Below are 12,730 nucleotides of genomic sequence, written 5' to 3'. Positions count from 1 at the left end.
CCTCGGCACACCTCCAAAATCCCCGCCCCCCCGTCGCGGCGGCGGGGGGCCGCCCCCCCCCCACTTCCGGGTAGCGCGACAGACCGCGGTGGATCGCCTCGGGCGCAGTGTTGCGGCTGCAGTAGAGCTCGATGAACCCCTCGGTCTCCCAGCCGAGCGCCGCCGGATCGACCCGTACGGTGAACCCGGTGATGGCGCCGTCGGCCCGCAGCCGGTCCACCCGGCGTTTGACGGCCGGTGCGGACAGACCGACCTCCTGGCCGATGTCGGCATAGCTGCGCCGGGCGTCCTCGGCGAGGGCGTGGACGATGCGTTCGTCGAGATCGTTCAGTCGCACTGCGGGTGAATCACTTCTCTGCTGTGGCCAATCGGGACCGGCGCATGCCGTATCCGAAGTAGACCACAAGGCCGATGGCCATCCAGACACCGAAGACCACCCAGGTCACGACGTCGAGGCTGCCCATCATGTAGACGCAGAGCAGAAAGCCGATCGCCGGGAACAGCGGGGAGAGCGGCGTACGGAAGGAGCGCGGCATCTCCGGCCGGGTGCGACGCAGCACGATCACCGCGACATTGACCAGCGCGAAGGCGAAGAGGGTGCCGATGCTGGTGGCGTCGGCCAGCTGGCCCAGCGGCACCGCCGCGGCGAGCACCCCGCAGAACACCGAGACGATCACGGTGTTGGCGCGCGGCGCTCCGCTCTTGGGGTGCACCTTGGAGAACACCTTCGGCACCAGGCCGTCCCGGGACATCGCGAAGAGGATGCGGGTCTGGCCGTAGAGCACGGTCAGTACGACGCTGGCGATGGCGATGACCGCGCCGAAGGCGAGGAGTACGGCCCAGAAGCCCTGGCCCGTGACGTCCTTCATGATCCCGGCCAGCGCGGCCTCCGAGCCCTCGAACTTCTGCCACGGCATCGCGCCCACGGCGATGGCCGCGACCAGGCAGTACAGCGCGGTGACGATGACCAGCGAGAGCATGATCGCGCGCGGCAGGTCGCGCTGCGGGTTCTTGGCCTCTTCACCGGCCGTGGAGGCGGCGTCGAAGCCGATGTAGGAGAAGAACAGGGTCGCGCCGGCGGCGCTGACGCCCGCCATGCCCAGCGGCATGAAGTTGGCGTAGTTCCCGGACCGCACGCCCTGCACGGCCACACCGCAGAACAGCAGCAGCGCGACGATCTTGACGGCCACCATGATGGTGTTGGCGCGGGCGCTCTCCTTGGCACCGCCCAGCAGGAACACCATCGCCAGCATCACGACCAGCAGGGCCGGGAGGTTGAAGACGCCGCCGTCACCGGGCGGCTGGGACAGCGCGTCGGGGATGGTGAACCCGAAGGTGCCGCCGAGGAATTCGTTCAGATACTGGCCCCAGCCGACGGCGACGGCCGCGACCGAGACGCCGTACTCCAGGATCAGACACCAGCCGCAGACCCAGGCGACCAGCTCGCCGAGGGTGGCGTAGGCGTACGAGTAGGACGATCCGGAGACCGGGATGGTGCCGGCCAGCTCCGCGTAGGACAGCGCCGAGAACAGGGCGGTGATGCCGGCGATGACGAAGGCGAGGATGACAGCGGGCCCGGCGTCCGGGACGGCCTCGCCGAGCACCACGAAGATGCCGGTGCCGAGGGTGGCACCGATGCTGATCATGGTCAGCTGCCACACACCCATCGAGCGGCGGAGCATGCCGCCCTCGCCCTTGCCGCCCTCGGCGACCAGCCGCTCGACCGGCTTGCGGCGCATCAGCCGGGGGCCGAGGCCTCCGGGAGTGGGCGGCCGGGTATCCCGGTCCCCTACGGGCGGGGGTGCGCCGTGCTCCAACACTGGGGTGGCTCCTTTATCGCTGCCGGTCGGATGACGGGCGACCGCGGCGATCGGCATGCGGGCAGCACACATCACACAACCCGCAGCAGGCGACCGCCGAGCAGGCGGTCACCGCCACTCCACGTACTAGCGCATGACCTTACGGCCCGGCCCTGACCTGCCGTAATGCGGGTTCCTTGCGCAACCACGGCCGATCGTTGCGCACCGTCGCGGCGGGCGGTGTTTCATTGCGCGCCAGGGCACCGATCGCACGGTCGTCGGCGGAATGTCCAAGGGGTGGACACAGCGGGTGGACACAGCGGGTGAGCGCTGCGGGTGCCCGCATACGCGACCGGCCCCGCACCGAATCGGTGCGGGGCCGGTGCGCGGCCTGTGGCGCGTCAGTTCCAGCTGTCGTGCAGCGGCTTGCCCTCGGCGTAACCGGCGGCGCTCTGCACGCCGACGACCGCCTTCTCGGCGAACTCCTCCACGGAGCCCGCGCCCGCGTAGGTGCAGGAGCTGCGGACGCCCGCGATGATCGAGTCGATCAGGTCCTCGACGCCGGGGCGTGCCGGGTCGACGAACATCCGGGAGGTGGAGATGCCCTCCTCGAAGAGCCCCTTGCGGGCCCGGTCGTAGGCCGACTCCTCGCTCGTACGGTTGCGCACCGCACGCGCGGAGGCCATACCGAAGCTCTCCTTGTACGGGCGCCCGTCCGCGGTGTGCTGGAGGTCGCCGGGCGACTCCAGGGTGCCGGCGAACCACGAGCCGATCATGACGTTGGACGCGCCCGCGGCCAGCGCCATCGCGACATCGCGGGGGTGACGGACGCCGCCGTCGGCCCATACGTGCTTGCCGAACTTCTTGGCCTCGGCGGCGCACTCCAGCACCGCGGAGAACTGCGGACGGCCGACACCGGTCATCATCCGGGTCGTGCACATGGCGCCCGGTCCGACGCCGACCTTGATGATGTCCGCGCCGGCCTCGATGAGGTCGCGTACGCCCTCGGCGGCGACGATGTTGCCCGCCACGATCGGGACCTGCGGGTTCAGCGCCCGGACGGCCTGGACCGCGCTGATCATGGACTCCTGGTGGCCGTGCGCGGTGTCCACGACGAGCGTGTCCACGCCGGCGTCCAGCAGCGCCTTGGCCTTGCCGGCCACATCGCCGTTGATACCGACGGCGGCGGCGATCCGCAGCTTGCCGTGGGCGTCGGTGGCGGGGGTGTAGAGAGTGGCGCGGAGCGCGCCCTTACGGGTCAGGATGCCGACCAGCTTCCCGTCCGCGTCGACCGCGGGGGCCAGCTTGCGGTTGGCGGTGTCGAGGCGGTTGAAGGCCTCCCGGGGGTCGATGTCCGCGTCCAGGACCAGCAGGTCCTTGGACATGACCTCGGACACCTGGGTGAAGCGGTCCACGCCCGCGAGGTCGTGCTCGGTGACGACACCGATCGGGCGGCCGCTCTCGACGACGATGCCCGCGCCGTGCGCCCGCTTGGGCAGCAGCGACAGGGCGTCCGCGACGGTCGCGATCGGGGACAGCACGATCGGCGTGTCCAGGACGAGATGACGGCGCTTGACCCAGGTCACGACGTCGGTGACGACGTCAAGCGGGATGTCCTGCGGAATGACGACCAAGCCGCCACGGCGGGCGACGGTCTCGGCCATCCGGCGCCCGGCGATCGCCGTCATGTTGGCGACCACAAGAGGAATGGTGGTGCCGCTGCCGTCGTGCGCGGACAGATCCACGCCCTGCCGGGAGCCCACCGCGGAGCGGCCGGGCACCATGAACACATCGTCGTACGTCAGGTCGTAGGGCACCGAAGAACTCTCTTCGAGGGCGCCGTTCTTCGGATTCAGGAATCGCATACCTCCAGGATACGGGCCCTGACCAGGACTCATGCGATTGTCCGACCATGCCGTGGGCCGTGTGTGTGATCCGCCAAGCAGGCCCCGGCAGCGGCTGCCGGGCTTCGCCCGGCCCTGCGGCTACCCGCCCGTCCGCGCCCGTCCCCGAGCCATGATCACGGCCAGCCCGGTGTCCTTGTCGCGCCAGTAGCCCACCGCATCCGCGAGCACTCCCTCGACGATGCTCCAGTCGTCCGGGACAGCGGAGGCATATCCCTGCCAGCCGGTCACCACGAGCAGCCGGCCACCGTCGGCGGGGCACCAGGACAGATCGGTGAGGCAGTCGGCGAGCGCGTCCCAGTTGCGGCCGAACCAGTCCGGCAGCCGCAGTGAGCGGGCGCACCGCTCCATGAACTCGGCCTTGTCCGCGGTCCCTTCGAGATCCAGGGCGGCGCCGCTCCAGCCGGCGTCCCGCGCGGCGGCCAGCGCGTCCGCCACGGAGCGGTCCGCGGGCCAGGACAGAACGCCCGGCGGTGTGCTGCCGTCGAGCACCGCCGCGAGCGGCCGGGGCACGGCAGGAACGGAACCCGTCATCGCAGTACCGCCTTGAAAGTTCGGTAGTGGTCGTCGGTGTAGTACGTCTCATGGCTCTCGCCGGTGATGAGGCGCCGGGCTCCGCGGTCCCGCGATCCGGGCGTACGGACCGTGTACTCGTGGTAGTGGCCGCGCGGCTGACGGGGCAGCAGCCGTTCGTAGTTGCCGAAGACGGACCCGTCCTTCGGGTACGGGAACGGCCCGCCGGCGTCGATGAGCCGCAGGGTGTCCCGCGCCTGGGAGGGCAGCTCGCCGACCGCGACGACCGGCATCCCCTTCGCCCAGTCCGGTACGCCGGACGCGCCGGGCGAACGGGTACCGGCGACGCTCCCGCCGGGCGGCCGCGATCCGTCCGAACTCCCCTTGTCGCCACCGCCCGTGGAACAACCCGCCAGCACCAGCAGCAGCCCGGCGAGCAGCACGCCGACCACGGCGGTGGCCCAGCGCGGGCTGGAGCGGATCATCATGGCGCCGATGCTGTCACAGCCGGGCCCACGCTGCGCGTTGATGACCGCCGCCGCGGTGTACGGGGATGGCGTACGGGAATTACCGGGGACGAGGTCCGGCCCTGGTCCGGTCCGGCGGATCGTCGCGGACAGGACCTGGGCCGTGTGTCACGCCCCGTGTGCGTCACGCCCCGTCTGCATCACGCCCCGTCGGGGTCCGCCCGGTCGAGGGCGGGGCGCGGCCCGGGGCCGGTCTCCAGGAGCAGGTGGTCTGCGGCGGCGGTGTCCGTCACCAGGCTCGTCACCAGCCCGGAGCGCAGCACCGCACCGATCGCCGCGGCCTTGCGGCGGCCGCCGGCGATCGCGACGACCTCGGGGATACGGCGCAGCCGGTCCGCCTCGACGGTGATGCAGCGCTCGCCGAGGTCCCGGCCGATGCGGCGGCCGTCGGCGTCGAAGAGGTGCGCGGACATCTCGGCGGCGGCACCGAGCGAGGCGTAGTGCTCCCGCTCCTCCTCCGTCAGCATGTCGTAGACGGTCGAGACGCCCGGCTCCCAGGAGCCGATGGAGACACAGGCGACGGTGACCTTGTCGAAGTAGTCAAACGCACGGGCGATACCGGTCTGGCCGCGCAGCGCGGCCGCGGTCGCCGGGTCGGGCAGCAGCATCGGCGCGTAGATCGGGTGCGCCTCGCCGCCGGAGACATCGGCCGCGCGGCGCACCGCCTCGACCGAGCCGCGGTCGGCGGTGCCCGCGTCGTACACGCCGGTCAGCTGCACGACGGTGCAGGGCGGCAGCCGGTGCAGCGCCGCCGCCATGTGAATCGTCGACCGGCCCCAGGCCAGGCCCAGCACATCGCCCTCGGCGACCAGCTCGCCCAGGAGGTCGGCCGCGACCTCGCCGAGGTTCTCCGGGTCGGCGGCGTCCTCGGAAGCGTCCGCGGGCGACTCGACGACGACCGCGTGCCGCAGGCCGTACCGGGCTCGCAGGGCGTCGGAGCGTTCGGCGTCCAGTTCGGAGGGCACCCGGATCTCGATCCGTACGAGATCACGTTCCAGGGCCGTCTCCAGCACCCGTGCGACCTTGAACCGGCTGACGCCGAATTCCTCCGCGATCTGGATTTTGGACTTGCCCTCCAGATAGAAACGGCGGGCCATGGCCGCGGCCTGCACCAGCTCGGCAGGGCCCATTCCCGACTGCGGGCGGCTGGCTACCACGAATTTCTCCCCTTTGGCGCATCTGATCGAGTCTTTGCTCATCCTTGCAGAAACCCGAGGTCGGCGGGGACCATGACCACCCTGACGGTCGTGAACGCTCGGTTGCGACAGGGACAATCCATGGCGCTGGCCGCCGGTACGGACCGGGTGCACTCACCGACGGACGGCCGTCAGCGCCCATGCAAGGGCGATGAGCGATGAGCTCAGTGCGCGCAGCCCCAGCCGTTCGCCGTCGCCGCTTCGGCCTTTTCGCGCAGGTCCCGGACCGCCTTGGCCGGATCGTCCGCGCCGTACACCGCGGAACCCGCGACGAACACATCGGCGCCGGCCTCCGCGCACCGCTCGATGGTCGATGCCGAGACCCCGCCGTCCACCTGGAGCCACAACTGCAGACCGTGCCGGGAGATCAGCTCACGGGTCCGGCGGATCTTCGGCAGCATGATGTCGAGGAACGCCTGGCCTCCGAAGCCGGGCTCCACGGTCATGATCAACAGCATGTCGAGCTCGGGCAGCAGATCCTCGAACGGCTCGATCGGCGTGGCCGGCTTGAGCGCCATCGACGCCCGGGCACCCAGCGCCCGGATCTCCCGCGCGAGGCGCACCGGCGCTGCCGCCGCCTCCGCGTGAAAGGTCACGGAGCCGGCCCCGGCCTCGACGTACTGCGGCGCCCAGCGGTCCGGGTCCTGGATCATCAGATGCAGATCAAGGGGGGTGTCCGTCGCCTTGCTCAGCGACTCGACGATCGGCACGCCGAGGGTGAGATTCGGGACGAAGTGGTTGTCCATGACGTCGACGTGCAGCCAGTCGGCGCCCTCGACGGCCCTCGCCTCCTCGGCGAGGCGGGCGAAGTCGGCGGACAGAATGCTGGGGTTGATCAAGGCCATGCCCCCCAGTATGTCCTGCCCGGCCCGCCGCCCCGAAGCGGGATCGGGAACGCGGTCGGCCGGCGCCCGGCCGACCGGCGCCCCCGGGCTCAGCCCGTACGCCGCAGCAGCGCCAGATACATCGCGTCCGTGCCGTGCAGATGCGGCCACAGCTGGACATCCGGCCCGTCGCCGAGCGCGGGCACGCCCGGCATCAACGGCCGTGCGTCGATCCACTCCACGTCCACCGCCGGGCCACCGCGTCCCTTGAGGATGTCGTCCACCACGGCCCGGGTCTCGGCCGGGTGCGGCGAGCACGTCGCATAGCCGACGACACCGCCGACCCGTACGGCCGCCAGCGCCTGCCGGAGCAGCTCCCGCTGGAGCGGTGCGAAACCGTCCAGGTCCTCGGGGCGGCGCCGCCAGCGCGCCTCAGGGCGGCGACGCAGCGCGCCCAGGCCGGTGCACGGCACGTCGACCAGCACACGGTCGAAGGCGCCCGGCCGCCAGGCGGGCCTGGTGCCGTCGGCGGCGATGACCTGATACGGGCCGGGGTTGCCGTCGAGCGCCCGCGCCACCAGCCGCGCGCGGTGCGGCTGCTTCTCCGACGCCAGCAGGGCGGCGCCGCGCTGCGCCGCGAGCGCGCCCAGCAGCGCCGCCTTGCCGCCAGGACCCGCACAGCCGTCCAGCCAGGCGCGGTCGGGACCCTCGACGGGCGCGTTCGCCAGCGCGAGCGCCACCAGCTGACTGCCCTCGTCCTGTACGCCGGCCCGTCCCTCGCGCACCGCGTCCAGCGCGCCCGGCTCGCCGCCCTCCGCGAGCCGCACCGCGTACGGGGACCAGCGGCCCGGCAGCGCGCTGTCCTCGCCGACGGCGGCCAGCAGCTCCTCGGCGGTGGACCGGCCCGGCCGCGCCACCAGCGTCACCTCGGGCCGCTCGTTGTCGGCCTCCAGCAGGTCCTCGATGCCGGCCCGGCCACCACCGAGGGCGTCCCACAGCGCCGAGACGATCCAGCGCGGATGGGCGTGCACAATGCCGAGGTGCTCCTCGGGATCCTCGTCGTAGTCCGGGGCGACCTCCGCCAACCAGCCGTCCATGTCATGGGCCGCGACCTTGCGCAGCACCGCGTTGACGAACTTGGCCCGCCCGTCGCCCAGCACGACCCGCGCCAGCTCCACGCTCGAACTGACCGCGGCATGCGTCGGGATCCGGGTACCGAGCAGCTGGTGCGCCCCGAGCGTCAGCACGTCCAGGACCGGCGGGTCGACCTCCCGCAGCGGCCGGTCCACACACCGCGCGACGATCGCGTCGTAGGTGCCCTGCCGTCGCAGCGTCCCGTACACCAGCTCCGTCGCCAGCGCCGCGTCCCGGCTGTCGAAGTCACCGCCCTCACGCGCCTTGCGCAGCAACGGCGGCAGAACGAGATTCGCGTACGCGTCCCGCTCGTCCACGGCCCGCAGTGCCTCGAAAGCGAGGATCCTGACCGGGTCCTTCTGCGGGCGGCGGTAGGGCTTGTGGGGACGGCGACGCGGCTGCTGACTCACAGAAAAGGTGCTCCGGCTACGAGATCGAGAGGTCCGTCCCAGCCTACGTGGCGGCGCGGCACGGCACGCGCTGGGACGGGCGGGCGTGCGCGCGGGCCGCCGGACGGGCCCTGGGACGTGTCCGGCGGATCAGGGTCGGAAGGTCCGCGGGCCCGGCCATGACCCATCGGACGGGCCCTAGTCGCCCAGTCGTTCGCCGTGCTCGATGCGTACGCCGCGCGCCCAGTCGGCGCCCTTCATCGGCTTCTTGCCCTGCGGCTGGACCCAGCCGAGTTCGACGGGGTGGCTGCCGGTGCCGACGTACACCGCCTTTTTCGTGACGGCGAGTTCGCCGGGCGCGAGGTCCAGGTCGGTGTGGGCCGCGGCGGAGGCGGCCGACATCAGCTTGAGGCGTTCGCCGCGGAAGACCGACCACGCGCCGGGCGCGGGCGCGCAGCCGCGGATCACCCGGTCCACCCGCAGCGCCGGTGCCGTCCAGTCCACCTTGGCGTCCTCGACCTCGATCTTCGGCGCGAGGGAGATGCCCCCGTCCGGCTGCGGGACCGCCTTGAGGGAACCGTCCTCAATGCCGTCCATCGTCGCGACGAGCAGCCCGGCGCCGGCGAACGCCAGCCGGGTGAGCAGATCGCCGCTGGTGTCCGTCGGCCGGACCTCCTCGGTCAACACGCCGTAGACCGGGCCGGAGTCCAGCCCCTGCTCGATCTGGAAGGTCGAGGCGCCCGTCACCTCGTCGCCCGCGAGCACCGCATGCTGGACGGGCGCCGCACCGCGCCACGCGGGCAGCAACGAGAAGTGCAGGTTGACCCACCCCTTGGCGGGAATGTCGAGCGCGGACTTCGGCAGCAGCGCCCCGTAGGCGACCACCGGGCAGCAGTCCGGCGCGATCTCCCGCAGGCGGGCCAGGAAGTCCTCGTCCCGCGGCTTGACGGGCTTGAGCACCTCGATGCCGGCCTCCTCCGCGCGCTCCGCGACGGGGCTGGCGACCAGCTTCCGACCGCGGCCGGCGGGGGCGTCGGGCCTGGTCACGACGGCCACGACCTCATGCAGGTCCGAGGCGATCAGGGCATCGAGGGCGGGTACGGCGACCTCTGGGGTGCCGGCGAAGACAAGCCTCATGGGTGGCGCACTACCTCTCACACGCAGCGGAACGACGCACCAGTCTAGGGGGCTGGACGAGTAAGTCCGGCCCAGGTCATGGGCCGTGGCTCCAGGGGGCGTACGAACGGGTCCGCGCCCCGCACTGAAGCTCGTACGCCCCCATACCGTGACCAGAGCCGCTGCTGTCGCGTTGGTCAAGCAGCATTGACCTTTTACCGGGCCGCTTTGGCGGCCCGATCCTTTTCACCTTCCTTTTCCACGCCGGTTCGAGAGGCTTGCTCATGGCCGACCACGCAACCCACGACGCCCAGGCGCGCGCCAGCCTGCATCTCCTGGTGCGGGACATCGAGCGGGTCCGCCGGCAGGTGGACGCGCTGCGCACCCTGACCGCTCAGCTCGGCAACGTCTACCGGCCGCGGCGGACCGGGCCCTCTGCGGGCTTCGTCGTCTACGGGCGGGCGCCCGCCCCGACGGTGCGCCTCGCGCAGGAGCTGCGGGACAGCGTCGAAACACTTGTCACGGCGGCGGTCGACTTCGACCGTTCGCTGGGGTTCTCCTGGGATGCGGTGGGCTCGGCGCTGGGCGTCACCAAACAAGCGGTGCACCGCCGTTACGGTGCCCGCCGGGCCGCCAGCCAGCCCGCCGCCGACAGCGGTGAGCCGACGGCCCGTTCGTCCGAGGCCAGCGTGGCCCGCACGGTGACCGTGGCCGCGGGCCTGCCCGCCACACCGTCGGTTCCCGCCGCCCGTTCCATGCCCTCCCAGCCGACAGCGGCCACCAGGGACGAGGCCCGTCCCGGCGCCTTCCCCGGCCCCCGCAACGGCTGAACGCCGACACCGGCGGGGACCTCGCCGACGCTCGCCAACGCCCCGGGACCGCCCGCCGACAACGGTCCCGGGGCGGCGCCATGTCCGGCGGGCGGATGACCGGCCGCGGTGCCATCCGGCCCCGCCCCGGAACCGGCACCTGGCGGTCTCACCCAAGGTCGGGCGGGTCGATCCGCACCCGTACCGGCTCCCCCTCCCGTTTGACCAGCCGGGCCGCACGGGCGGCCTTGAGCGCTGCGGCGAGCGCCGCGCCCTGGCCGGTCCGGACCCGTACGAGAGCGCGCTGCCACTCCCCGCCCGGATGGGGGTCCCCCCGGCCGAAGTCCCCCAGCCTTCGGCCGGGGGGACCCCCAGCGGGAGGATCGCCCGGCTTGCGGGGGCGCCCCGCATCCGGCACGGGTATCGGAACCGGCCCCAACACCTCGGCGCCCTCGGGGAGTTCGGCCGCCCTCAGCAGTTCGGCGACATCCTCGGCACGGCCGGCGACCGAGGCCATCCGGGACACCGGGGGGAAGCCCAGCTCGGCGCGCTCGGACAGCTCCCGGACCGCGTGACCGGCCGGATCCCAGCGCACCAGGGCCTGTACGGGCCGCAGCGTCGGCTCCGCGATCACCGCGACCGTGCCGCCCTCCCCCTGCCCGCGGACCAACGAGGCGGCGCCCAGCCAGCGGCGCAGCGCCTCCTCCCCCGCCCGCAGATCCGGCCGCCCCAGCAGCGCCCAGCCGTCCAGCAGCAGGGCGGCGGCGTATCCGCCCTCCGCGACCGGCTCCGCGCCCGGCGTGGAGACGACGAGGGCGGGCCGGTCGGGCACGGTGTCGAGGATGTGATCACGACCGGAGGTGCGCACGGGCACTTCCGGGAATGCCCGCCCGAGCTCCTCCGCCGTGCGCCTCGCGCCGACGATCTGCGCCCGCAGCCGAGTGTTCCCGCACTCCACGCAGTGCCAGTCCGGTGCCTCCTGCCCGCACCAACCGCAGCACAGCGCACTGTCGCTGCTCTGCGCCTCCAGGGGCCCGGCGCAGTGCCGGCACCGCGCGGGCTCGCGGCACCGCTCGCAGGCCAGCCGCGGTACGTACCCCCGGCGCGGTACCTGCACCAGGACCGGTCCCCGTGCCAGTCCCGCGCGCGCCGTCTGCCAGGCGAGCGAGGGCAGCCGGGCGGCGCGCGCCGCCTCATCGCGCGCCGCCTCCATGTCGTCGACCGTACGGATCAACGGCGCGGCCGTGCGCACCTGTTCGCGCGCGGCCTCCAGTGGCCGTGCCCACCCGTTCTCCACGAGCTGGGTGGCCTCCACCGTGCGCCCCAGGTCACCGATCAGGCATGCCGCCTTCTCGTGCACGGCGCGGAGCAGGAGTACGTCACGGGCGTGCGGGTGCGGGGCGTTGGTGTCGCTGTGGCTGGAGTTCCCGTCGTCCCAGATGGCGACGAGCCCCAGGTCCGCCACCGGTGCGTACATGGCGGCGCGGGTGCCCACGACGGCCCGCACCGCGCCCCGGCGTATCGCCAGCCAGCGCCGGTACCGCTCCTCGGGGCCCGAATCCGCCACCAGGACGGTGTGCAGCCCCGCGCCCACCAGCTCGGTCAGCGCCGCATCCACCCGGGCCGCCGACCGTCCGTCCGGCATCACGACCAGGGCACCCCGCCCGGACGCCAGGGCCGCGGCCACCGCGGCGGCCAGCTCCCACGGCCAGTGCGGCCCCGGGAGCGCGGTCCATACGGCGCGCGGCGAACCGCCGTGCGCCAGCACGTCCAGGAACGCGGGCCCGTCCGGGTAACGGGACCAGCTCGCCAGAGCGGGCACCGCAGGCGGTGGCGGCGGCGCCGGGAACCGCTCCGCCTCAGCTTTCGCATTGCGGGGCGGAACGGCCAGCTGCAGCACATCGGCGAGCGAACCGGCGTAGCGGTCGGCCACCGCCCGGCACAGCGCCAGCAGCGGCGGGCTGAGCACCGGCTCCGGCGAGACGACCTGCGCGATCGCCGCCAGCGGCCCGCGGTAGTCGGACTCGGCGATGCGCTCCACGATGTACCCGTCGAGCAGCCCCCCGCCCTCGCGCCGGCCGTCGCGCACCTTGCCGGTCCCCGCCCCGAACCGCACCCGCACCCGCACTCCGGGCTGCGCCTCGGCGTCCATCTCCGCGGGCACGGCGTAGTCCCAGAGCTTGTCGAGGTGCACCGGCCCCTTGTCGACCAGCACCCGCGCCACCGGCAGCTCCCCCGCCAGCTCCGCCCCCCGCCACGTCCGCGGCTTGGCCCGTGGCGCTTTCGCCTTGCGCACGGTCTCCCGGATCAGCGCCAGCTGCTCGCCCCGCTCCCCCGGGTCCGGCCCGTTCTCACTGCTCACAGCATCAGTCTTAGCAGACGTCACTGACAGCGACCGGCGGCCCGGCCGGCTCAGCCACCCGCCCCTTCCCCGCCGCCCACCCGCCCCTTTAGCGGTCACACTCAGAGCTCGGGGCCCTCCCCCGGCTCCTCCTGGTAGGAGTAGCGCTGCTCCCGCC

The 12,730-nt window shown here is 72.9% G+C and carries 11 protein-coding genes; 1 reads left to right on the top strand and 10 read right to left on the bottom strand.

The window, feature by feature from the left end; all coding sequences use genetic code 11:
* The 9 genes from AB0I10_RS38090 to fmt all read right to left on the bottom strand — a co-directional run.
* A partial coding sequence (locus tag AB0I10_RS38090) for an Lrp/AsnC family transcriptional regulator (RefSeq protein ID WP_363157333.1) occupies positions 1–337 on the bottom strand: 337 nt, incomplete at its 3' end.
* A gap of 10 nt (positions 338–347) precedes the next feature.
* Positions 348–1,820: an amino acid permease gene (locus AB0I10_RS38085; RefSeq protein ID WP_363157332.1), complete on the bottom strand. Its 1,473-nt coding sequence runs from the start codon at positions 1,818–1,820 to the stop codon at positions 348–350.
* A gap of 380 nt (positions 1,821–2,200) precedes the next feature.
* The gene (locus tag AB0I10_RS38080) at positions 2,201–3,664 is read right to left on the bottom strand and encodes a GuaB1 family IMP dehydrogenase-related protein (RefSeq protein ID WP_363157331.1); all 1,464 of its coding nucleotides are present in this window, start codon (positions 3,662–3,664) and stop codon (positions 2,201–2,203) included.
* A gap of 120 nt (positions 3,665–3,784) precedes the next feature.
* On the bottom strand, positions 3,785–4,237 hold the full coding sequence (locus tag AB0I10_RS38075; RefSeq protein ID WP_363157330.1) for a barstar family protein: 453 nt from the start codon (positions 4,235–4,237) through the stop codon (positions 3,785–3,787).
* Positions 4,234–4,704 (bottom strand): ribonuclease domain-containing protein, encoded by a 471-nt coding sequence (locus tag AB0I10_RS38070; RefSeq protein WP_363157329.1) that lies wholly within the window; start codon positions 4,702–4,704, stop codon positions 4,234–4,236. Before AB0I10_RS38070 ends, AB0I10_RS38075 begins: the two co-directional genes overlap by 4 nt.
* A gap of 179 nt (positions 4,705–4,883) precedes the next feature.
* Positions 4,884–5,873, bottom strand: coding sequence for a sugar-binding domain-containing protein (locus AB0I10_RS38065; protein ID WP_363157334.1), 990 nt, complete (start codon positions 5,871–5,873; stop codon positions 4,884–4,886).
* A gap of 230 nt (positions 5,874–6,103) precedes the next feature.
* Positions 6,104–6,784 (bottom strand): ribulose-phosphate 3-epimerase, encoded by a 681-nt coding sequence (gene rpe / locus AB0I10_RS38060; protein WP_363157328.1) that lies wholly within the window; start codon positions 6,782–6,784, stop codon positions 6,104–6,106.
* 89 nt (positions 6,785–6,873) lie between these two features.
* Positions 6,874–8,307, bottom strand: coding sequence for a transcription antitermination factor NusB (locus tag AB0I10_RS38055; protein WP_363157327.1), 1,434 nt, complete (start codon positions 8,305–8,307; stop codon positions 6,874–6,876).
* 177 nt (positions 8,308–8,484) lie between these two features.
* The gene (gene fmt, locus AB0I10_RS38050; protein WP_363157326.1) at positions 8,485–9,423 is read right to left on the bottom strand and encodes a methionyl-tRNA formyltransferase; all 939 of its coding nucleotides are present in this window, start codon (positions 9,421–9,423) and stop codon (positions 8,485–8,487) included.
* A 263-nt stretch (positions 9,424–9,686) separates the two neighbouring features.
* On the opposite strand from fmt, the gene AB0I10_RS38045 reads away from it, so the two are divergent.
* Positions 9,687–10,232, top strand: coding sequence for a hypothetical protein (locus AB0I10_RS38045; protein WP_363157325.1), 546 nt, complete (start codon positions 9,687–9,689; stop codon positions 10,230–10,232).
* Between the two features lie 148 nt (positions 10,233–10,380).
* On the opposite strand, the gene AB0I10_RS38040 is transcribed toward AB0I10_RS38045, so the two are convergent.
* Entirely contained in the window at positions 10,381–12,573 is a 2,193-nt protein-coding gene (locus AB0I10_RS38040; protein ID WP_363157324.1) for a primosomal protein N', read from the bottom strand.
* Positions 12,574–12,730 lie beyond the last annotated feature (157 nt).

The organism is Streptomyces sp. NPDC050636, from assembly GCF_040654775.1.
Lineage (GTDB): Bacteria > Actinomycetota > Actinomycetes > Streptomycetales > Streptomycetaceae > Streptomyces.
Note: the sequence above shows the minus strand (reverse complement) of the source record. Positions and strands in the feature narration are given on the sequence as shown.

What these genes read in the sequence shown, in the direction of transcription:
- rpe (WP_363157328.1), bottom strand. Translation starts at nt 6,784, where the DNA reads ATGGCCTTGATCAACCCCAGCATTCTGTCCGCCGACTTCGCCCGCCTC.
- AB0I10_RS38070 (WP_363157329.1), bottom strand. Translation starts at nt 4,704, where the DNA reads ATGATGATCCGCTCCAGCCCGCGCTGGGCCACCGCCGTGGTCGGCGTG.
- AB0I10_RS38075 (WP_363157330.1), bottom strand. Translation starts at nt 4,237, where the DNA reads ATGACGGGTTCCGTTCCTGCCGTGCCCCGGCCGCTCGCGGCGGTGCTC.
- AB0I10_RS38065 (WP_363157334.1), bottom strand. Translation starts at nt 5,873, where the DNA reads ATGGGCCCTGCCGAGCTGGTGCAGGCCGCGGCCATGGCCCGCCGTTTC.
- AB0I10_RS38045 (WP_363157325.1), top strand. Translation starts at nt 9,687, where the DNA reads ATGGCCGACCACGCAACCCACGACGCCCAGGCGCGCGCCAGCCTGCAT.
- AB0I10_RS38080 (WP_363157331.1), bottom strand. Translation starts at nt 3,664, where the DNA reads ATGCGATTCCTGAATCCGAAGAACGGCGCCCTCGAAGAGAGTTCTTCG.
- fmt (WP_363157326.1), bottom strand. Translation starts at nt 9,423, where the DNA reads ATGAGGCTTGTCTTCGCCGGCACCCCAGAGGTCGCCGTACCCGCCCTC.